The 20011-nt window shown below is 68.9% G+C and carries 17 protein-coding genes; 5 read left to right on the top strand and 12 right to left on the bottom strand.

What is annotated here, in order from left to right; all coding sequences use genetic code 11:
• Nucleotides 1-19: 19 nt before the first annotated feature.
• The 8 genes from E3T42_RS05595 to E3T42_RS05560 form a co-directional block, all read right to left on the bottom strand.
• Nucleotides 20-685, bottom strand: coding sequence for a response regulator transcription factor (locus E3T42_RS05595; protein WP_134368193.1), 666 nt, complete (start codon nucleotides 683-685; stop codon nucleotides 20-22).
• A gap of 56 nt (nucleotides 686-741) precedes the next feature.
• Complete coding sequence (locus E3T42_RS05590) at nucleotides 742-2025, bottom strand: hypothetical protein (RefSeq protein WP_134368183.1); 1284 nt, start codon at nucleotides 2023-2025, stop codon at nucleotides 742-744.
• Entirely contained in the window at nucleotides 2022-3191 is a 1170-nt protein-coding gene (locus E3T42_RS05585; protein ID WP_134368182.1) for a sensor histidine kinase, read from the bottom strand. Before E3T42_RS05585 ends, E3T42_RS05590 begins: the two co-directional genes overlap by 4 nt.
• On the bottom strand, nucleotides 3137-3907 hold the full coding sequence (locus E3T42_RS05580) for a hypothetical protein (RefSeq protein WP_174776169.1): 771 nt from the start codon (nucleotides 3905-3907) through the stop codon (nucleotides 3137-3139). Before E3T42_RS05580 ends, E3T42_RS05585 begins: the two co-directional genes overlap by 55 nt.
• A gap of 21 nt (nucleotides 3908-3928) precedes the next feature.
• A complete protein-coding gene (locus tag E3T42_RS05575; RefSeq protein WP_134402620.1) occupies nucleotides 3929-5425 on the bottom strand; it encodes a DUF4389 domain-containing protein in 1497 nt (498 codons plus the stop codon).
• Nucleotides 5426-5478: 53 nt separating this feature from the next.
• A complete protein-coding gene (locus tag E3T42_RS05570; RefSeq protein WP_134368180.1) occupies nucleotides 5479-6705 on the bottom strand; it encodes a homoserine O-acetyltransferase in 1227 nt (408 codons plus the stop codon).
• 236 nt (nucleotides 6706-6941) lie between these two features.
• The gene (locus E3T42_RS05565) at nucleotides 6942-8273 is read right to left on the bottom strand and encodes a bifunctional o-acetylhomoserine/o-acetylserine sulfhydrylase (RefSeq protein WP_134368179.1); all 1332 of its coding nucleotides are present in this window, start codon (nucleotides 8271-8273) and stop codon (nucleotides 6942-6944) included.
• Between the two features lie 117 nt (nucleotides 8274-8390).
• The gene (locus tag E3T42_RS05560; protein ID WP_241975857.1) at nucleotides 8391-9539 is read right to left on the bottom strand and encodes an acyltransferase family protein; all 1149 of its coding nucleotides are present in this window, start codon (nucleotides 9537-9539) and stop codon (nucleotides 8391-8393) included.
• 50 nt (nucleotides 9540-9589) lie between these two features.
• Between E3T42_RS05560 and E3T42_RS05555 the strand changes: the two genes are divergently transcribed.
• A complete protein-coding gene (locus E3T42_RS05555) occupies nucleotides 9590-10369 on the top strand; it encodes an SDR family oxidoreductase (protein ID WP_134368177.1) in 780 nt (259 codons plus the stop codon).
• 18 nt (nucleotides 10370-10387) lie between these two features.
• Here E3T42_RS05555 and E3T42_RS05550 read toward each other — a convergent pair whose 3' ends face one another.
• The 4 genes from E3T42_RS05550 to E3T42_RS05535 all read right to left on the bottom strand — a co-directional run bounded on the left by E3T42_RS05550 (nucleotide 10388) and on the right by E3T42_RS05535 (nucleotide 15591).
• Entirely contained in the window at nucleotides 10388-11443 is a 1056-nt protein-coding gene (locus tag E3T42_RS05550) for a 2,3-butanediol dehydrogenase (protein WP_134368192.1), read from the bottom strand.
• A gap of 137 nt (nucleotides 11444-11580) precedes the next feature.
• Nucleotides 11581-13224 (bottom strand): cation acetate symporter, encoded by a 1644-nt coding sequence (locus E3T42_RS05545; protein ID WP_134402619.1) that lies wholly within the window; start codon nucleotides 13222-13224, stop codon nucleotides 11581-11583.
• The gene (locus E3T42_RS05540; RefSeq protein ID WP_134368175.1) at nucleotides 13221-13577 is read right to left on the bottom strand and encodes a DUF485 domain-containing protein; all 357 of its coding nucleotides are present in this window, start codon (nucleotides 13575-13577) and stop codon (nucleotides 13221-13223) included. Before E3T42_RS05540 ends, E3T42_RS05545 begins: the two co-directional genes overlap by 4 nt.
• Nucleotides 13578-13656: 79 nt before the next feature.
• Nucleotides 13657-15591, bottom strand: a complete 1935-nt coding sequence (locus tag E3T42_RS05535) for an AMP-binding protein (protein WP_134368174.1) — start codon at nucleotides 15589-15591, stop codon at nucleotides 13657-13659.
• Nucleotides 15592-15679: 88 nt separating this feature from the next.
• Between E3T42_RS05535 and E3T42_RS05530 the strand changes: the two genes are divergently transcribed.
• The 4 genes from E3T42_RS05530 to E3T42_RS05515 are packed head-to-tail and all read left to right on the top strand — an operon-like array spanning nucleotide 15680 to nucleotide 20005.
• Nucleotides 15680-16378, top strand: a complete 699-nt coding sequence (locus E3T42_RS05530; protein WP_241975856.1) for a GntR family transcriptional regulator — start codon at nucleotides 15680-15682, stop codon at nucleotides 16376-16378.
• 12 nt (nucleotides 16379-16390) lie between these two features.
• Nucleotides 16391-17929, top strand: coding sequence for an MmgE/PrpD family protein (locus E3T42_RS05525; RefSeq protein ID WP_134402618.1), 1539 nt, complete (start codon nucleotides 16391-16393; stop codon nucleotides 17927-17929).
• A complete protein-coding gene (prpB, locus tag E3T42_RS05520) occupies nucleotides 17929-18840 on the top strand; it encodes a methylisocitrate lyase (RefSeq protein WP_134368171.1) in 912 nt (303 codons plus the stop codon). Before E3T42_RS05525 ends, prpB begins: the two co-directional genes overlap by 1 nt.
• A gap of 34 nt (nucleotides 18841-18874) precedes the next feature.
• Nucleotides 18875-20005: a bifunctional 2-methylcitrate synthase/citrate synthase gene (locus E3T42_RS05515; protein WP_134368170.1), complete on the top strand. Its 1131-nt coding sequence runs from the start codon at nucleotides 18875-18877 to the stop codon at nucleotides 20003-20005.
• Nucleotides 20006-20011: the final 6 nt, after the last annotated feature.

Genomic DNA, 20011 nt, shown 5'->3' with positions numbered 1-20011 from the left:
ATCGGCGGCAGGGCGGGTGTTAGTCGCCCTGGAGCAGGATGCCGTCGTGGATTGCCTGCTTGCGCAGCGCCACCTTGGTACCCACGTCGAAGCCCGCGAGGCGGTACTTCTCGCGGATGCGCTTGAGGTAGGACTTGGCGGTCTCCTCGGAGATGCCGAGCTGGTGCGCGACGGCCTTGACCGGCTCGCCCGCGCCGTAGAGCGCCATCACCCGGCGCTCCTGAGCGCTGAGCCGGGGTGAGCCGTTGGCTCCGTTGCTCAGCGCTTCGTCCAGTTCGGCCGAGATGAAGGATTCGCCGTCGTACGCGGCCCGGATCGCCTCGACGATCATGGTCGCCTCCTCGCTCTTCACAAGGTAGCCGAGGGCGCCGGCGGCGAGGGCTTCGCGCACGAGTCCGGCCTCGGAGTAGGTGCTCATCAGAACGGTCTTGACGCCGGCCGTCTTGAGCGTCGAGATCTTCAGCGACACCGGGATGTTGTCTTTGAGGTCCAGATCGAGGAGCACGACGTCGACCGGGAACTCCGGGTGGGTCAGCAGTTCGGGCCAGGTGGTGACCGCGGCGACCATGCTGATGTCGTCCGCTGCGCCCCGGATCCATTCCGTGAGTGCGCCCAGCAGCATCCGGTGGTCGTCGACGAGGGCCAGCCGGATCGGGTTTTCCTTGCTCGGTACCGCACTGGTCATGGTGCTCGTGTTCGTCACTTCTGCCTCCTCATGCTGCTACCCCCGATTCACAGACACTAAGCATCCGCGGGATTGTCGACACTGCACTCGATCTCCACGCACAGACTTCCGTCTCGGCTGGAATCGACGTGAGGGCCTACCACACGGATAGCTTGCCACGTCTCCGGGTCTACCCGACGCCGTGGCACACCCTCGGTGGTCAATTCGATCGGAAATCGTAACTTCTGACCCGCGGTGAGGCCGTGAGCGGGCCGGATCGGTCCGAGGGAAAGCGACACGGATGCCTCAGACCGGTGCGTATCGCTGATCAGCAGCCAGATCGTGCGGAGCAGGGCGTCGCGCTGTGCCGGGTCGAGCATCCCGGCCAGGCCGGCCGGGTCGTTCAGGCTCACCGACGGGCCGAGGAACTCGGATTCGGTGATCGCGTGGTGCAGCCAGGTCTCCCGGCGGCCGCGGATCAGGTGGAGCCGGAGCTGTGTGGCCAGGGAAGCCGCGGTGGTCGATTTCGCCGGGCTGAGCGGCAGCGCCGTGCGCCCCTTCGCGACATCGTCCAGCAGTGTTTCCGCGTCGAGGTCGATCCGGGCCAGGGCCTCGGAGGCGAGCATGCCCAGGGCGAACTGCGGCTGGGACACGGTGCTCTGCACCAGTACCAGGTCGAGTTCGCGCTGGGCCATGCGGCGGAACGAGCGCACCACCGCGACGCCCAGCAGCGGCGGCAGGACCGCCAGGGCGATCGTCAGGAACTCCGGGGCGACGGTGAACGGGTCGATCTGGGTCTCGGCGAACGCCCCGGTCAGGAGCAGCAGGCCGAGCACGATCGCGGCCGTGACGACGTCCCGGCCACGCCGGACCGTGACCAGGGAGATGAGCAGGGTGCCGACGGCGGCGGCCGCCGTGGGGTACACGTTCGGTCCGGTCGCCGCCCCGACCAGGTCGAGGGTCACCACGACGGCGCCGCTGCCGAGCGCGGTGGCGAAGAGCCAGTCCGGCATCCGCGCCGACAATCGCTGCACCGTGACGAGGACCAGCCCCGTCGTCGCCATCAGCAGGGACCAGGCGACCAGGCTGGGAGTCGGGGTCTCGTAGGCGAACCACTGGAAGGCGAACCGCCAGAACAGGAACAGGGCGATGAAGCCGCCGCTGAGCGACAACCCGATGCCCAGGTGGCGGCCGCCGAGGCCGCTCTGGTTCGCGCGGGTGGTTTTGACCGTGCGCTCGGGGCGTCGGAAACTGCGGCCCCGGTCCTGGCGTTCCTGGTCCGCGAGCTTGTCGGCGCCCTTCAACCGCGCGGCCGCACGGATGTCCCGGCGCAGCGCATCCACCATGCCCGGTCTGCTCACTTGGGAACCTCCAGCACGACCGTGGTGCCCGAACCCGGAGAGGAGAACAGCCGGGCGTTGCCGCCCACATCTCGCAACCGGGCCACGACGGATTCGGCGAACCCGAGCCGCTCGGAGCTGACCCCGCGGATGTCGAAGCCGACCCCGGCATCGGTGACCATGGCGCGAACGGTGGAGTCGTCATCCGTGATCGTCACGTCGGCCCGGGCGACGCCCGCGTGCCGGCGCACGTTCTCGAGGCACTCGCCCAGGGCGAGGAGGAAGGAATCGAGGACGTCGCTGGGCAGGAGGACCTGACCGCTGCCGTGCCAGTCGACGTCGAGCCCCATCCGGCCGAACCGTTGCTTGACGGATTCGAGGGTGCTGCCGAGGGTGGACTCGGTGGCCGGTTCGAGCGTGTAGACCCCGGACCGGCGGGGAGTGGGCAGGCCGCCGAGGCGCAACTGGCGGAGGAGTCGGGCGTCGTCTGCGGCCTGCAGGCGGAGGGCGGCCGGGCTGACGCCGACGCCGGAATGGGCGAGGAGGGTGAGGGTGGCGAGCACGGTGTCATGCAGCAGCCGGGCATCCTGTCGGCGCTGCGCTTCGAGCTCGCTGGCGTGCCGTTCCGCCAGGTGGGCGCGGCCGATGGCGGCGATGCGCTCCATCACGCGGGGAACGCTCTGGGCGACCCACCAGCCGACCAGGGCGACCGAGAACCAGCCGCTGGTGGTCAGGGCGAGCGGCACGAGCGACCCTTTCGTGCCGCCGGTGGCCGCGAGGACGCCGGCGAGGGTGACGCCGAACGCGGCCAGGAGCCCCACCAGGCGTGCCGAGCTGACGACGAGGACCAGGGCGACGGAGCTCATCGCGCACGCCGCCACACAGCCGATCACGGTCTCCTCGACCAGGTTCAGCCCGCTCGGGTGCGTCCCGGTCAGGCCGACCGCCAGGATGATTCCGACGCCCGCCAGCACGATCAGCACCACCCAGCGCATCCGGCCGCTCCGGCCCAGCAGGTACAGGCAGTAGACCATCACCAGCAGGAGCGGCAGGCACCAGAACAGGGCCGTCAGGCTCAGCCCGCCGGGCACCAGCATCACCAGGAGAGCCGCGGTTGCCCCGGCGAGGCCGGTCAGGCGCGCGGCTCTGCGCAGCAGGCGGTCGCGCTCCTTGAAGATTCGTTGCATGGCGGCTGGCTTACCCCTCGTTGCACTCTATACAGCACACTAGCGGGCCGATCCGGCGCGCGGGGCCCCACGGTCGCCGGCCGCCGGGCGCCGAGGAGACGGCCCAGGGCCAGACCGGTGACCAGGGCCATGCTCCCGGCCATCAGGATGCCTGCGAAGACCCCGATCAGCAGCGTGAGAACCGGTGGCTGTCCCGGCTGCCACAGCGGAGGCGCGACGAGGAAGAACACCGCCAGGCCCACGCACCAGGCCGCCGCGCTGGCCGCGATCCAGCGTGCGCTGTGCGGCAGATGGCGGCGCAACTCCAGCCACTGGGCGAGCCCGATCGAGCACAGCAGGAGGCTGCCCGTTGCGGCCGCCGCCACGATGATCAGCGGCACCGGCCACGCCGTCCAGACGTCGGCGGAGGCGGAGGCCTGCAGCCCGAGAAACCACGAGAAGGCCGCGGCTGCAGCCGTGCCGCCGATCCAGTTGCTCCTCGACACGGCGGGGATGCGGCTTCGGAGCACCCGCGTCTGCGACCAGCCGAGGACCGCGCCCTCCACCGCCCCGGCGGCGACCATGCTCGGCAGGGCGGCGGCGGGCAGCGACGCCGTGGCGAGCTGGGCCAGGGCTGGGGCGAGGAAGCCCACGCTCTCACCCAGGCTCACCCACACCAGCCAGGAGTGGAGGAAATGCGGGCTCTCCCGGCCGGACCGGGGCTCCGGGTCTGACACGGCTCTCTCAGCGATCGTTGGTCAGGGGGCGGTCGAGGCTGGTGGCGGCATCGTCTGCGTCGCCGGCGGGCTCGCCAGGGGCATGGCGTTCCGGGACGGAGGCTCGGCGGGACCCTGGTCCAGGCGGAACGGCGGGTAGTCGTCCCGGAAGAGCGCCGTGTAGGCGAACACCCGGAAGATCCACCGGTCGATGCCGAGGATCAGGTCGAACAGGCCACGCCGGTACCGGTCGGTGAAAAGCAGGATCACCGCGGCGATCAGCACGAGCACCCCGATCAGGGACGGAGTGCCGGTCGTGACCCCTCGGCCCCAGTCGCCGGACTGCCAGCTCGTGGCGCTGCCGGTGAACGCCGCGACGACCAGCAGGTGCGGGATGGCCAGGAGCCACGACTTGACCAGCACGAGCCCGTGCGAGAGGTGTTCCGGGTAATCGATCTCAAGGTCGGCCGGGTAGTCGGCCGCCGGTTCCAGGCTGAACGGCGGGTAACGGTCCGTGCCGAGCGCGGAGTAGGAGTAGAAAGCCACCCGCCAGCTCCAGCGGAGCACCCCCACGTTGTAGCGGAACAGGCTGACCGGGTACCGTCCCGTGAACAGGATGGCCACCCCCGCGACCACGGTGGTCACGAAGAACCCGAACCAGAAGAACCACAGCACGACGACGTGGGGGATGACCAGGATCCACTTGACCAGCCACAGCCAGCGGGACAGGCCCTCATCGAGGGTGCCGGTCAGCCTGGCCGGGTACGGTCTCGTGTCACTCGTGTCACTCGTGTCACTCGTGGCGGGGCCTGCGGCGATCCCCGCTCCGGGAGGTCCGGCGCCGGCCGCCGGGACGCCTCCGGCCGGGGGCGGGCCGTTCCGGCCCAGACCGATGGCCCCGAACACGGTCAGGACCAGTCCGAGCACCAGGAGGGACACTCCGAGGAGCAGCAGGCCGACGGCCAGCGGGCCGAGGTAGCGAATGAAACCGAGGTGGGCGCCGGCCTGCACGGCCACGTCGACGCCGGGGCTCGCGTCGGCGTTCATCACCACGATCGCCCAGTTTCCGGGGTCGAGCCGCCAGGTGATCTGCTGCGGCCCGGATCCCTCGGCGGATTCCGTCCAGAAGCTCTGGTCTCCCGGGGCGCCCGGCACCGCGTTGCCGGGGATGTCCCGGTAGCCGACGCGGAAGGGACTGCCGGTCACGGTCCTGACCTCGGTGTGGTTCACGCCGGCCAGGTACCGGTCGACGTCCGCCTGCGGGGCGATGCCGACGAAGACGTCGTTCCCGTTCGAGGTGGAGGCCCGCAGCCGCAGGGTGACGAGATCCGACGGGACGCCCTCGCCCTCGACCGCCATCCGGGGCGACGTCAGCGCGTACGCCTCGGTGGAGAGCGGCGCGGCGGGGGTGGTGAAGTAGCCGCTGTCGTCTCGGGTGCTGCCGGCCGCAGCCCCCACCGTGCCGGCGACGGCGAGGGAGAACCCGAGCAGGGAGAGGATGGTGCCGAACACCAGCATGACGACGAATCCGGGTTTCATGGCGCGTCCTCTCGGTCGAGTGGAATTCACGCTCGCCCCGAAGCCGCCTTCTGTCAACCCCGGTGCGGGGGAACCGGCTCCGTCAGGACTCGGGACAGTTGGGCGCCGACCGCCTCGTTCTCGATCAGGAACCCGTCGTGGCCGTAATCGGACCGGATGACCACGGCATCCGTGCCGTCGATGTTCCCCGGCAGGTGCGCCGCGATGAGGCGCTGGCCCTCAACCGGGAACAGCCGGTCGCTGTCGATGCCGACGACGACTGTTCGTGCGGTGATCAGCGACAGAGCGGATGCGACGCCGCCGCGGCCGCGGCCGACGTCGTGCGAGTTCATGGCCTCGACCAGGACGAGGTAGCTGTTCGCGTCGAAGCGACGGGTGAACTTGTTGCCGTGGAAGTCCAGGTAGGACTCGACGGCGAAGCGGCCGCCGGCGCCGATCGGGCTGATTTCGCTCTGCCAGCCCCGCTCGAAGCGCAGATTGAGCTCCTCCGGGCTGCGGTAGTTCAGCAGGGCCATCCGTCGGGCCAGTGCGAGGCCGCGGGTCGGGCCGTCGCCGTCGGCGGCGTCGTAGTAGTCCCCGAACCGGAAGCAGGGGTCGCAGCGAACCGCTTCCATCTGTACGGAGTTCAGGCCGATCTGGTCGGCGGTCGTCACGGGGGGCGCGGCGAGGATCGCCAGCCGGGCCACTCGCGAGGGTGCCCCGATCGCCCACTCGAGCGCGTGCATCCCTCCCATGGAGCCGCCGATGACCGCGGCCCAGCGGTCGATCCCCAGCCGGTCGGAGAAGGCGACCTGGGCGGCGACCTGGTCACGGATGGTCAAATGCGGGAAGCGGGCGCCCCACTCCGAGCCGTCGGGCGAGAGGGACGCCGGGCCGGTGCTGCCCTGGCAGCCGCCGAGCATGTTCGGGGCCACCACGAACCAGCGGTCCGTGTCGATCGCCAGGCCGGGCCCGACGATGCCGCCCCACCATCCGCTCGTCGCGTGGCCGTCGCCGGAGGGCCCGGACAGGTGGCTGTCGCCGGTGAGGGCGTGCAGCACGAGCACCGCATTGTCGCCGGCGGGGGACAGCTCCCCCCAGGATTCGTACGCGATGCGCACGGCATCGAGGCTGCCGCCGGACTCGAAGTGGAGCGGCCCGACGTCGAGGAACCGGCGGTTGCCGACGGGGTCGCCGTCGCGCCAGGCGCCCGTTGCCGGGGGTTTGCCGAGGAGCGACCGAGCCTGGGCTTCCGTGACGAAGCTCGAGGGGACCGTGTCTGCAGCGAATTGCCAATCCATAGGCCCCCTATTCTGCCGGTTGAACGGCACCTCCGGGTGATTGTTACCGCGCAGGCCTGTCGCGCCTGCTCGGCGGATGCCGGCGTCACCACTCCTGCCCGGCGCGCCCGCGCGCCCGGCCGGCACCGGTCCCGGTCCCGCCCGAACGAATTCGACGGAGATTCTGCGCAATCAGACCGAATATGGCCTGAAACACCCGCGTGGGGGCAGAATCTCCGTCGAATTGGTGAAGAGGGTCAGGCGTTGGCGCGGGACGCCTGCACCACCGCGCGGGCGGCCGCGAGGCCGAGCTCGAGGTCGGCCTTCAGGTCGGCGATGTTCTCGATGCCGACCGACAGGCGCACCAGGCCCGGCGTCACGCCGGCCGTGAGCTGCTGCTCGGGGGTGAGCTGGGCGTGGGTGGTGGACGCCGGGTGGATGACGAGCGAGCGCACGTCGCCGATGTTGGCCAGGTGGCTGAACAGCGAGAGGTTGTCGACCAACGCGCGGCCCGCGTCGACGCCGCCCTTGAGCTCGAAGGACAGCACCGCGCCGACGCCCTTCGGGGCGTAGGTGTTCGCGGCGGCATACCAGGGGCTCGACGGGAGCCCGGCGTAGTTCACCGAGGCGATGTCCGGGTGGTTCTCGAGCCACTCGGCGATGTCCTGGGCGTTCTGCACGTGGCGTTCGATCCGCAGGCTGAGCGTCTCGATGCCCTGGATCAGCTGCCAGGCGCTCGCCGGGGCGATCGCGGAGCCCAGGTCGCGCAGCAACTGCACGCGCGCCTTGATGATGTACGCGATGCCGTCGCCGACGGCACCGGTGTAGCTGACGCCGTGGTACGACGGGTCGGGCTCGGTCAGGCCGGGGAACTTCTCGACGTTCTTTGACCATTCGAACGTGCCGCCGTCGACGATGATGCCGCCGATGACCGTGCCGTGGCCGCCGAGGAACTTGGTCGCGGAGTGGATGACGATGTCGGCGCCGTGCTCGAACGGGCGGATCAGGTACGGGGTGGCGATCGTGCTGTCGACGATGAGGGGCACGCCGTTGGCGTGGGCCACGTCGGCCACCAGCCGGATGTCGAGCACGTTGATCTTCGGGTTGCCGATGGTCTCGGCGAAGAACAGCTTGGTGTTCGGGCGCACAGCGCGGCGCCATTCCTCGGCGTCGTCCTGGTTCTCGACGAAGGTGGTCTCGATGCCCAGCTTCTTCAGCGTGTACTTGAACAGGTTGTAGGTTCCGCCGTAGATCGAGCTCGACGACACGATGTGGTCGCCGGCCTGGGCGATGTTCAGCACGGCGAACGTCGAAGCAGCCTGGCCGGACGAGAGGAGGAGGGCGGCGGTGCCACCCTCGAGGGCGGCGACGCGCTCTTCGACCACGGCCTGGGTCGGGTTCATGATGCGGGTGTAGATGTTGCCGAACTCGGCCAGCGCGAACAGGTTCTGCGCGTGCTGGGCGTTGTTGAAGACGTAGGAGGTGGTCTGGTAGATCGGGGTGGCCCGCGCGTTCGTGGTCGGGTCGGGCTGAGCACCGGAGTGCACCTGCTTCGTTTCGAACTTCCAGGCTGCAGTGTTGTCGCTCATGAGGTGGTCTCCCTGATAATCCTCGACGAGCGTGGACCGTCCATCGCTCTGGCAGCGAGTTTAGGCAGGCGGCCGGCGACGTGGCAACGAGGTCTGCAACACGGCGTCACACGCCGTTCAGCGGGCCGCCGCCGGCGGGGCATCGCCCGGCGCGGAATCCGGCGCCGCCGGCGACTCGAGCATCGTGCCCGACGGCCCCAGGTGCGGCAGCACGATCGTTCCGGTGTCGGTCGACGCGTGCTTGCGGAACATCCAGCGCGCACGCGGCTCCACCAGCGGCCGGAACACCTTCTTCACGACCGGGTGCGACAGCACGATGGAGATCAGCACGCTCAGCAGGATCACCCCCGGCAGGACCCAGGCCGGCTGCGGCCCCTCGAGCACGCCGGACTCGCGCAGCGGGAACAGCAGGAAACTGTGCAGCAGGTAGATGTACATGGTGGCCGCCCCGAACGTGCTGAACCAGGTGGTGCGCCGCGGCACGAGCAGCAGGAAAGCGACGATCAGGGCGAACGCGAGCAGCATCAGGCCCAGACGGATGCCGCCGGCCCAGATTTCGTCGAAGCCGAAGACCGGATACGCCTCGTTGTAGAGCAGGAACCGGCGCACCTTCAGGGTGCGCAGCAGCTCGATGTTCATCACGATCACCCCGAACAGCGCCGTGAACAGGGTGAGGGCCCCGATCCGCCACCGCCACACCGCCCCGGCGGCCAGGCCCAGCCAGATCGGGGTGAGCTGCCACTGGCGCAGTTTCCAGCCGAACACGAAGAAGGGCAGCAGGCCCAGGGTGCGGGAGATCGAGAAGCCGGCGTCGATGGATTCCAGGTAGCCGGAGCCGATCGAGATCAGGATGCTGATCAGGAGCGGGTAGCGCAGCAGAACCAGGAACGGCAGCATCAGGCGCCAGATCAGCAGCGCGATCAGGAACCACAGGGTCCAGGACGCGGTCGAGAAATCGGGCACGAAGGCGCCGCCGAGCAGCCAGCGGATGACCGTCCAGATGCTCTCGAAGATGATGTACGGAAACACGATGTCCGTGAGCAGCCGGTGCAGCTGGCGGGTGCCCGGGGGGCTGGATCTGGCGAAGTACCCGCTGACGGCGACGAAGAGCGGAACGTGGAACGCGTAGATGAAGAGGTAGACCTCGTAGGCGACGTTCGACTCGCCGATGAGCTTCAGGATGGCGTGGCCGATCACCATCAGCGTGATGGCGATCCAGCGCCCGTTGTCCCAGAGCGGCACCCGTCGCTTCCGGACCTGGGTCATTCCTGCTACCTGTGAACTCATCGTCCTTCTTCCCCCGCCAGAATAGAGCCATGGCTACCAAGAGAGTTGTTGTGACCGGTGCGAGTTCCGGAATCGGGGCGGCGACCGTTCGCCGGTTCCGCGAGCAGGGCTGGGCCGTGGTCGGGGTCGCACGGCGCGCCGACCGCCTCGCCGAGCTGAAAGCCGAGACCGGTGCCGACGTCTTCACGGCCGATCTCACCCGCCAGGCCGACGTCGACGCCCTGCGGGACTACCTGGCCGAGTCGGGGCCGGTGCACGCGCTCGTCAACAACGCGGGCGGCGCGATGGGCCTGGACAGCGTCGAGGACTCGCGGACCGAGGACTGGGCCTGGATGTTCGAGATCAACGTGCTCGCGGTCAAACGGGTGACAAGCGCGCTGCTGCCCCTGCTGCGGGACGGGATCCGGATGGATGGCGGTTGCGCCGACATCGTCACGGTCACGTCGATTGCCGGTCATGTTGCCTACCTCGGTGGTGGGGGCTACAACGCGGCGAAGTTCGCCGCGCACGCCCTGATGGAGGTGCTGCGCCTGGAACTGAACGGGGAGCCCATCCGGGTGATCGAGGTTGCCCCCGGCATGGTGCAGACCGAGGAATTCGGCCTGGTGCGTTTCCGCGGCGACGCCGAGAAGGCCGCAGCGGCTTACGCGAACGTGCCCAATCCGCTCACCGCGGAGGACATCGCGGAGACGATCGTGTCGAGCGTCGAGCGCCCCGCCCACGTCAATCTGGACCTGATCGTGATCAAGCCGGTCGCCCAGGCGGCCCCCACGCGAATCGCGAGAGGGCCGCTGACGCCGAAAGACTGACGCGGGCATGGCTTCGACCTACGGGTGAACCAGGATCTTCACCGCGGTGTCGTTGTGGTTGACCAGGGTGTCGAAGCCCTCGGTGACCAGGTTCTCCAAGGCGATCCGGCCCGTGATGAACGGCCTCAGGTCGATCGTGCCGGACTGCACCAGCTTGACGGTCTCCTCGTGGTCGCGTACGTAGGCGATCGTGCCGCGCAGGTCGATCTCCTTGAGCACAATCTTCTGCATGTCCACGGTGGCCGGGTGCCCCCAGATGGAGACGTTGACGAGCACGCCGGCGGGACGCAGGGCATCGAGCATGGCGTCGAGCACGGCGTTGACGCCCGCGCACTCGAACGCGACATCCGTGCCGACGCCACCGGTGATCTCGAGGACGCGGGCCTTGAGGTCATCGACGGTCGGGTCGATCACATAGTCGGCGACGCCGCTGGAGATCGCCTTCTCCTTGCGGGCCGCACTGAGCTCGGAGATGATCGTGGTCACGCCGATGCCCTTGAGGATCGAGGCCGTGAGCAGCCCGATGGGTCCGGCGCCGCCGACGATGGCGACGTCTCCGGACTTCGCGCCGCTGCGGACGACGGCGTGGTGCGCGACGGAGAGCGGCTCGATCAGGGCGGCCTCGTCGAGGGGGATATCCCCGATCGGGTGCACCCAGCGCTGGTCGACGACGACCTTCTCGCTCAGGCCGCCGCCGCCCCCGGCGAGGCCGATGAAGCCCATCTTCTCGCACAGGTGGTAGTTGCCGGCCTTGCAGGGCGGGCACTCGTCGCAGACGAAGTAGGGTTCCACGACCACGTTGTCCCCGACGTTCAGGCCCTCGACGCCGTCGCCGACCTCTTCGATGGTTCCGGAGAACTCATGGCCGAGCGTGACGGGCAGGGATTCGTGTGAGAGCGGATGCGGGTGGCCCGGCGCGGAGATGAAGATCGGGCCCTCGAGGTACTCGTGCAGGTCGGTGCCGCAGATGCCGCACCAGGCGACAGCGATCTTCACCGTTCCACTGCGGGTTTCCGGTTCCTCGATGTTCTCGATCCGGATGTCTTTCTGGCCGTAGAAGCGCGCAGCTTTCATGGGAATGATCTCCATTTTTGTCGTGGGCTCGACACAGGCGAATGGCCTGGCCCTCTAGCCCGCGGACGACACTACTCCCCCCCGGCTGAGGGGCGGCCGAGGGGGAGTAGTGGTGGTGCGATGGTGTTGGTTGTTCCCTAGTGCTCGACGGCTTCCTCGGCGCCGAACCCGGTCAGGGACCGGACCGACATCTCGGCGGCCAGCAGCGGGTCTTCCCTGGTCGTCGAGGTGACCGACCCGAGCCAGCCGAGGAAGAACCCGAGCGGGATGGAGACGATGCCCGGGTTGCTCAGCGGGAACCAGGCGAAGTTGACGTCGGCGCCGAACATGGACGTTTCGGTGCCCGAGAAGACCGGCGAGAACACGATCAGCACCATGGTGGCGGCGAGGCCGCCGTACATGCTCCAGACCGCACCACGGGTGGTGAAACCGCGCCAGAACAGCGAGTACAGGATGGTCGGCAGGTTAGCGCTCGCCGCGACGGCGAACGCCAGGGCCACCAGGAAGGCGATGTTCTGCCCCTGCACGCCGATTCCGCCGGCGATGGAGAGGATGCCGATCACCACGACGGTGCGGCGGGCCACCTTGACCTCGCTGTCGGGGTCGCCCTTGCCCTTCTTGATCACGCTCATGTAGATGTCGTGCGCGAAGGAGGTCGCCGCGGTGATCGTGATGCCGGCGACGACCGCGAGGATCGTCGCGAAGGCGATCGCCGAGATGAAGCCGAGCAGCAGCGGTCCGCCGAGTGCGAGCGAGAGCAGCGGTGCGGCCGAGTTCACGCCGCCGGGAGCGGCCAGGATGGTGTCGGCTCCGACGAGCGCGACGGCACCGAAGCCGAGCACCAGCGTGAACAGGTAGAACGCGCCGATCAGCCAGATGGCCCAGACGACCGAGCGACGGGCTTCCTTGGCCGAGGGAACCGTGTAGAAGCGCATCAGCACGTGCGGCAGGCCGGCGGTGCCGAGCACGAGGGCGACGGCGAGCGAGACGAAGTCCAGCGGGTTGGTGCCGTACTTCAGTCCGGGCACCAGGATGGCGTCGGCGGGGGTGCTCCCGGACGCGGCGACGGCCGTCTCGAGCAGCGCGGAGAAGTTGAAGCCGTTCAGGGCGAGCACCCAGACGGTCATCGCGAAGGCCCCGATGATCAGCAGGAACGCCTTGATGATCTGCACCCAGGTGGTGCCCTTCATGCCGCCGATGAGCACGTACATGATCATCAGGCCACCGACGACAGTGACCACGATCGACTGGCCGACCTTGTCGTTGATGCCGAGGAGCAGCGACACGAGGCCGCCGGCGCCGGCCATCTGGGCGAGGAGGTAGAAGAAGCAGACCGCGAGGGTGGTGGTGGCCGCGGCCACGCGCACGGGGCCCTGCTTCAGCCGGAAGGAGAGCACATCGGCCATGGTGTACTTGCCGGTGTTGCGCATCAGCTCGGCGACGAGCAGCAGGGCGACGAGCCAGGCGACGAGGAAGCCGATCGAGTACAGGAAGCCGTCATAGCCGCTGACGGCGATCGCCCCGACGATGCCGAGGAACGAGGCCGCGGAGAGGTAGTCGCCGGCGATGGCGAAACCGTTCTGCGGCCCGGTGAACGAGCGGCCACCGGTGTAGTAGTCGGCCGCGGTCTTGTTATTGCGGCCGGCCCGGATCACCACGATCAGGGTCACCGCCACGAACGCGAGGAAGATCGAGATGTTCAGCACCGGGTTGTTCTCAACCGGTTTGACTGCCTGGGCCAGCTGGCCCGGCAGGGACTGCAGAATGCCGGGTGCGATCATTTCTTGTCCATCCCCTCAAGCTCGGCACGCAGCTCGGCCCCGAGGGGGTCGAGACGACGGTTCGAGTACGACACGTACCACATGGTGATTCCGAAGGTGGTGACGAACTGGCCGAGGCCGAGCACCAGCCCGAGGTTGAACCGCCCGAAGACGGGGATCGCCATCACGCCGGGCAGGTAGGCCGCGACGAGGACGAAGACGAAGTACCAGATGAAGAAGAACGCGGCGAGCGGCAGGACGAACCTGCGGCGCTGCCTCTTCAGCTCCAGAAAACGCGGCGTCTTCTCATAGGCCACGTAGTCGATGGTGGATGCTGCTCCGTCCGGACGTGCATCTTTCAGTGATTCCGTCATGCGGGCTCCTTTGCTCCGGGTGAGGGGATGTGATTGCTGTGAGTGGTGCGGTGGTGAACTGTGGGTGATTTGTGGGGGCTCAACCGTCGTGGTCGGTGCCGTGGACGGCCAGTTTCAGCGCGTCCAGAACCGTCGGATCTTCGATCGTGGGCGGAACCGTGTACGGCTCCCCGTCCACGATCTGACGGATGGTCTTGCGCAGGATCTTGCCGGACCTGGTCTTGGGCAGCCGTTCCACGATGGTCACGTCGCGGAACGCGGCCACCGGCCCGACATGATCCCTGACCAGCCCGATCAGTTCCCGGACGAGGGTGTCATGGTCGATGGACGCGCCGGCCTTGAGGGTGACGAAACCGGCCGCGCGCTGCCCCTTGAGCGGGTCGTGCACACCCAGGACCGCGCACTCCGCGACGGCGGGGTGCAGGGTCAGCACCTCCTCCAGCGAGCCGGTGGACAGGCGGTGCCCGGCCACGTTGATCACGTCGTCGGTGCGGCCCATCACGTAGAGGTAGCCGTCCTGATCGAAGTGGCCGGAGTCCCCGGTCGCGTAGAAACCCGGGAAGGCCGACAGGTAGGAGCTGGCGAAGCGGTCCTCGCTTCCCCAGACCCCGAGCAGTGTGCCGGGCGGCAACGGCAGACGGATGGCGATGTTGCCTTCCTTGCCGGGACGCGTGACGGGCTTGCCCCTGGAGTCGAGGATGACGACGTCGTAGCCGGGCACCGGGAAGGTGGCCGAGCCCGGTTTGGTGGGGATATCGGCGATGCCGCGCGGGTTGGCGCAGATGGCCCAGCCGGTCTCGGTCTGCCACCAGTGGTCGACGACCGGGCAGTGCAGCCCGTCGTTGGCCCAGTGGTAGGTTTCGGGGTCGAGGCGCTCGCCGGCCAGGAACAGCCCGTGCAGGCTGGACACGTCGTGCTTCGCCAGCTCCAGCAGGTCAGGGTCCACCCGGCGGATTGCGCGGATGGCCGTGGGCGCCGTGAACAGCACCGAGACCGCGTAGTTCTCCACGACCCGCCAGAACGCGCCGGCATCCGGCGTGCCCACCGGTTTGCCCTCGAAGATGACCGTGGTGGCGCCGACCAGGAGCGGGGCATAGACGATGTAGGAGTGGCCGACCACCCAGCCGACGTCGGAGGCGGCCCAGAACACGTCGCCCGGCTTCACGTTGTAGATGTTCGCCATCGACCAGGCCAGCGCCACGGCGTGGCCGCCGTTGTCGCGGATGATCCCCTTGGGGTTGCCCGTGGTGCCGGAGGTGTACAGGACGTAGAGCGGGTCCTCGGAGCGCAGGCTGACCGCCGCCACGGGGGTGGCCTCGGTTTCCTCGTGCGCCCAGTCCAGCCAGGCCACGTCGCTCCTGCCGGAGTAGTCGGCCGCGCAGCCGGGGATCATCTCCCGGTCGCGCACGATCACGGTTCGCACGGAGCCCTTGCTGCGGGCGAGCGCCCGCTCGACCAGCGGCAGGTATTCGACCGCGCGACCCGGTTCCAGGCCGCCCGAGGCGGTCACGATCACGGTGGGGCGCGCGTCGTCGATCCGCACGGCGAGCTCGCTGGCGGCGAAGCCGCCGAAGACGACGGAGTGGATGGCGCCGATGCGGGCGCAGGCCAGCATGGCCACGATCGCCTCCGGGATCATGGGCAGGTAGATGATGACCCGGTCGCCCTGGTCCACGCCGTTGGCGCGCAGCACGCCGGCGAAACGCTCGACCCGGCCGAGCAGCTCCCGGTAGCTGAGGCGCACCCGGGTGCCGGACATCGCCGAGTCGTAGATGACGGCGGTCTGGTCGCCGCGGCCGGCGAGGACGTGGCGGTCGAGGGCGTTGTAGCTGGTGTTCAGCTCTCCGTCGGGAAACCAGCGCCAGGTTCCGGGGGAGCGCTCCTCGAGGGCGACGCGCGGCGGGGCCGTCCAGTCGATGGCCTGCGCGGCCTCCAGCCAGAAGTCCGAGCGCGTGTCCGCGTCGATGCTGCGCTGCCACAGGTCGTGATAGCCGACCGCTGGTTCCCCTGACATCCTGAACCTCCCCGTTGAAGTTCCTATGTATACATAGAATCGGTGAAGTCTTGCACAGTGTGGGCGCAAAGGGAATAACATGTCAGTTGTGTATACAGAAACCCCAACGGCGGGGGTTGCGCCGCCGGTCCGCGCGAGTGAACGCGCCTACCGTCAGCTGCGCGGGGAGATCCTCGACGGACTGCTGGCGCCCGGTGCCGGACTCCTCGAGGTCGAGCAGTCGGCCCGGATCGGGGTGTCACGAACCCCCCTGCGCGCGGCGATCGCCCGCCTGATCTCCGACGGTCTGGTGGCCGGGCGCCCCGGCCGCGGCTTCATGGTGACCGAGATGTCGGTGGACAGCATCCGCGAGCTCTACGAGGTGCGGCGGGCGCTGGAGGAACATGCCGCGCGCATCGCCGCCGAGCGCCGGGACCCGGCCGTCTTCGAGGCGCTGCGGGCGCAGTTCGTGCAGGCCCCCGGCCTGCTCGAGCGGGGGCCGGCGGGCCTGAGCCGCTACTACGAGCTGATCACCGAGTTCGACGACGCGCTCGATGCGGCCGTGATGAACCCGTTCCTGGTCGGGGCGCTCGCCGGGGTGCGCACCCACCTCGCCCGCATCCGTCGGCTGGGCCGGGACAATCCCGGCCGGCTGCGGGCCGCAGCGGCCGAGCACCTGCTCATCATCGAGGCCATCCTGGCCGGCGACTCGTCGCTGGCCGCCCATGCCACCCACGTTCACCTCCACCAAAGCCTCACGAACGTCCTCGCGGCGATCCAGGGGCACGCGGCCGATCCGGCCGGCTAATCGAAAGGATCCATCGTGCAGCTTCACCACGTTCGTGTTCACCGCAGTGACGAGAATCTCGCCCGGACGGACCAGCTCGCCTGGAAGATCGCCGAAGTCGCCGCCGACCCGGTCGCGGTCACGGACGAGGTGACCGAGATGATCATCAACCGCGTCATAGACAACGCCGCGGTCGCCGCGGCGTCGCTCACCCGTCGCCCGGTGGTCGCCGCCCGCTCGCAGGCGCTGGCGCATCCGCGGTCCTTCAACGGCGTCGGCGCGACCGTGTTCGGGGAGCAGCGCTCCCGCCGGGTGTCGCCGGAGTGGGCCGCCTGGGCCAACGGCGTGGCCGTGCGCGAGCTCGACTACCACGACACCTTCCTCGCCGCCGAGTACTCCCACCCCGGCGACAACATCCCGCCCGTCGTGGCCGTGGCCCAGCACCTGGCCAACGCCCGCGGCCTGAGCGGGAGCGACCTGGTGCGCGGCATCGCCACCGGGTACGAGATCCAGATCGACCTGGTCAAGGGGATCAGCCTGCACGCGCACAAGATCGACCACGTCGCCCACCTCGGCCCGTCGGCCGCGGCCGGAATCGGCACCCTCCTCGGCCTCGACGTCGAGACCATCTTCCAGGCCGTCGGCCAGGCGCTGCACACCACGACGGCCACCCGGCAGTCGCGGAAGGGCGAGATCTCGAGCTGGAAGGCGCACGCCCCGGCCTTCGCCGGAAAGATGGCGGTCGAATCCGTCGACCGCGCGATGCGCGGCGAAACCAGCCCCACCCCGATCTACGAGGGCGAGGACGGCGTGATCGCCTGGCTGCTCGACGGTCCGGACGCCGCCTACGAGGTGTCGCTGCCGGAGGCGAACGAAGCCAAGCGCGCCATCCTGGACAGCTACACCAAGGAGCACTCGGCCGAGTACCAGGCGCAGGCCTGGATCGACCTGGCCCGGAAGCTGCACCGCGAGCACCCCGAACTGGTCGACCCGGCGAACATCGCCTCCGTGGTCATCCACACCAGTCACCACACCCACTACGTGATCGGCTCGGGCGCGAACGACCCGCAGAAGTACGACCCGACCGCCAGCCGCGAAACCCTCGACCACTCCATCCCGTACATCTTCACCGTCGCACTCCAGGACGGCAGCTGGCACCACGTGGACTCCTACCGGCCCGAACGCGCCAATCGTGCCGACACGGTGGCCTTGTGGAACAAGGTGACCACGACGGAAGACCCGGAGTGGACCCGCCGGTACCACTCCCTCGACCCGGCCGAGAAGGCATTCGGCGGCCGCGTGGAGATCGAGCTCACCGACGGCACCCACGTGATCGACGAGATCGCCGTCGCCGATGCCCACCCGCTCGGCGCCAAGCCGTTCGGCCGCGCCGAGTACATCAACAAGTTCCGTACCCTCGCGGCGGGGGTGCTGGAGGAGGGCGAGATCGTGCGCTTCCTCAGCGCCGCCGAGCGCCTGCCGAAACTCGGCGCCGGCGAACTCGGCCAGCTCACCATCGTGGCCCGCAACGGCCTGCTCGCCTCCCTCCCCACCCCGAACGGAATCTTCTGATGTTGTACTCGACGCTCACCCCGGCCGACAAACGCGCCGGGTTCCGCGCGGCACTGGCCACCGGCCGGCTGCTGCGCTTCCCGGGAGCCTTCAACCCGCTGTCCGCCCGGCTGATCGCGGCCAAGGGATTCGAGGGCGTCTACATCTCCGGCGCCGTGCTCTCGGCCGACCTCGGCCTGCCGGACATCGGCCTGACCACCCTGACCGAGGTGGCCGGACGCAGCCAGCAGATCGCCCGGATGACCGACCTGCCGACGATCGTCGACGCCGACACGGGCTTCGGCGAGCCGATGAACGTAGCCCGCACGATCCAGACCCTCGAGGATGCCGGCCTGGCCGGCATGCACATCGAGGACCAGGTCAACCCGAAACGGTGCGGGCACCTCGACGGCAAGCAGGTCGTGGACGATGACACGGCGGCCAAGCGCATCCGAGCGGCCGTCGACGCACGGCGCGACCCGAACTTCCTGATCATGGCGCGCACCGACATCCGTGCCGTCGATGGATTGGCCGCGGCGGTCGACCGGGCGAAGAAACTCGTCGACGCCGGTGCGGACGCGATCTTCCCCGAGGCGATGGCGTCGCTGACCGAGTTCGCGGCCATCCGTGCCGCCGTGGACGTGCCGGTGCTGGCGAACATGACCGAGTTCGGCAAGGGCGAGCTGTACACGACCGCGCAGCTGGCGGACGTGGGCATGAACATCGTGATCTTCCCGGTCTCGCTGCTCAGACTCGCCATGGGCGCCGCCGAGCGCGGACTCGACACCATCGAGGCGGAGGGCTCGCTGACCACCCTCCTGCCGGAGATGCAGCACCGCGCCAAGCTGTACGAGCTGCTCGACTACGAGTCCTACAGCCACTTCGATTCCGGCGTCTTCAACTTCACCCTCAACCCGAACGTCGCCTCGTAGCGACATTGCATTTTTCTCTACGCAAAGGAGCGACATGAGTCAGAACGAACCGACGGTCTTCAAGGGCCTGGCCGGCGTCGTGGTGGACCGGACCGCAGTGTCCAAGGTCAACCCCGAATCGAATTCCCTGCTGTACCGCGGCTACCCGGTGCAGGAACTGGCGGCGCAGAAGAGCTTCGAGGAAGTGACGTACCTGCTCTGGCACGGTGAGCTGCCGACCGAGGCGCAGCTGGCCGAGTTCGAGGAGCTGGAACGGGGCTTGCGCCACCTGGCCCCCGCGGTGAAGCGCGTCATCGACGAACTGCCGATGACCGCCCACCCCATGGACGTGGTGCGCACCGCCGTCAGCCTGATCGGCGCCAACGACCCGGATGCGGCCGACCCGTCACCGGAGGCCAACCGGGCGAAGGGGCTGCGCCTCTGGGCGCAGATGCCCGCGATCGTGGCCTACGACCAGCGCCGCCGCCACGGCCTGGACCTGGTCGAACCCCGGGACGACCTGGGCTACTCGGCCAACTTCCTGTTCATGACCTTCGGCGAGGTGGCGGAACTCGTGGTCGTGAACGCGTTCGACGTGTCGATGATCATGTACGCCGAGCACTCCTTCAACGCGTCGACCTTCACCGCCCGGGTGATCACCTCGACCATGTCCGACCTGCACTCGGCGATCACCGGTGCGATCGGCGCGCTCAAGGGGCCGCTGCACGGCGGCGCCAACGAGGCCGTGATGCACATCTTCGACGAGATCGGTTTCGGCCCGGGAGCCGGGGAACGCGCGGAGACCTGGCTGAATGAGACCCTCGCCGCCAAGCGCAAGGTGATGGGCTTCGGCCACCGCGTCTACAAGCACGGTGACTCCCGGGTGCCGACCATGCAGACCGCGCTGCTCACGCTGGTCGAGCACTACCAGCGGCCCGACCTGCTCGAGCTCTACGATTCCCTGGCCGCGGGGATGACGGCGCGCACCGGCATCCAGCCCAACCTGGACTACCCGTCCGGGCCGGCGTACCACCTGATGGGGTTCGACACGCTCACCTTCACGCCGATCTTCGTCGCGGCGCGCCTGGCCGGCTGGACGGCGCACATCATCGAGCAGACCGCGGCCAACGCACTGATCCGGCCACTGTCGCTCTACAACGGCCATGAGGAGCGGCACCTGTCGTGACCTAGC

The sequence above is a fragment of the Cryobacterium sp. TMT4-10 genome (assembly GCF_004403275.1).
Classification (GTDB): domain Bacteria; phylum Actinomycetota; class Actinomycetes; order Actinomycetales; family Microbacteriaceae; genus Cryobacterium; species Cryobacterium shii.
The sequence above is the reverse complement of the archived record's forward strand: the minus strand, read 5'-3'. Positions and strand labels throughout refer to the sequence as shown.

What these genes read in the sequence shown, in the direction of transcription:
- E3T42_RS05595 (WP_134368193.1), bottom strand. Translation starts at nt 685, where the DNA reads ATGACCAGTGCGGTACCGAGCAAGGAAAACCCGATCCGGCTGGCCCTC.
- E3T42_RS05585 (WP_134368182.1), bottom strand. Translation starts at nt 3,191, where the DNA reads ATGCAACGAATCTTCAAGGAGCGCGACCGCCTGCTGCGCAGAGCCGCG.
- E3T42_RS05575 (WP_134402620.1), bottom strand. Translation starts at nt 5,425, where the DNA reads ATGAAACCCGGATTCGTCGTCATGCTGGTGTTCGGCACCATCCTCTCC.
- E3T42_RS05570 (WP_134368180.1), bottom strand. Translation starts at nt 6,705, where the DNA reads ATGGATTGGCAATTCGCTGCAGACACGGTCCCCTCGAGCTTCGTCACG.
- E3T42_RS05565 (WP_134368179.1), bottom strand. Translation starts at nt 8,273, where the DNA reads ATGAGCGACAACACTGCAGCCTGGAAGTTCGAAACGAAGCAGGTGCAC.
- E3T42_RS05560 (WP_241975857.1), bottom strand. Translation starts at nt 9,539, where the DNA reads ATGACCCAGGTCCGGAAGCGACGGGTGCCGCTCTGGGACAACGGGCGC.
- E3T42_RS05555 (WP_134368177.1), top strand. Translation starts at nt 9,590, where the DNA reads ATGGCTACCAAGAGAGTTGTTGTGACCGGTGCGAGTTCCGGAATCGGG.
- E3T42_RS05550 (WP_134368192.1), bottom strand. Translation starts at nt 11,443, where the DNA reads ATGAAAGCTGCGCGCTTCTACGGCCAGAAAGACATCCGGATCGAGAAC.
- E3T42_RS05545 (WP_134402619.1), bottom strand. Translation starts at nt 13,224, where the DNA reads ATGATCGCACCCGGCATTCTGCAGTCCCTGCCGGGCCAGCTGGCCCAG.
- E3T42_RS05540 (WP_134368175.1), bottom strand. Translation starts at nt 13,577, where the DNA reads ATGACGGAATCACTGAAAGATGCACGTCCGGACGGAGCAGCATCCACC.
- E3T42_RS05535 (WP_134368174.1), bottom strand. Translation starts at nt 15,591, where the DNA reads ATGTCAGGGGAACCAGCGGTCGGCTATCACGACCTGTGGCAGCGCAGC.
- prpB (WP_134368171.1), top strand. Translation starts at nt 17,929, where the DNA reads ATGTTGTACTCGACGCTCACCCCGGCCGACAAACGCGCCGGGTTCCGC.
- E3T42_RS05515 (WP_134368170.1), top strand. Translation starts at nt 18,875, where the DNA reads ATGAGTCAGAACGAACCGACGGTCTTCAAGGGCCTGGCCGGCGTCGTG.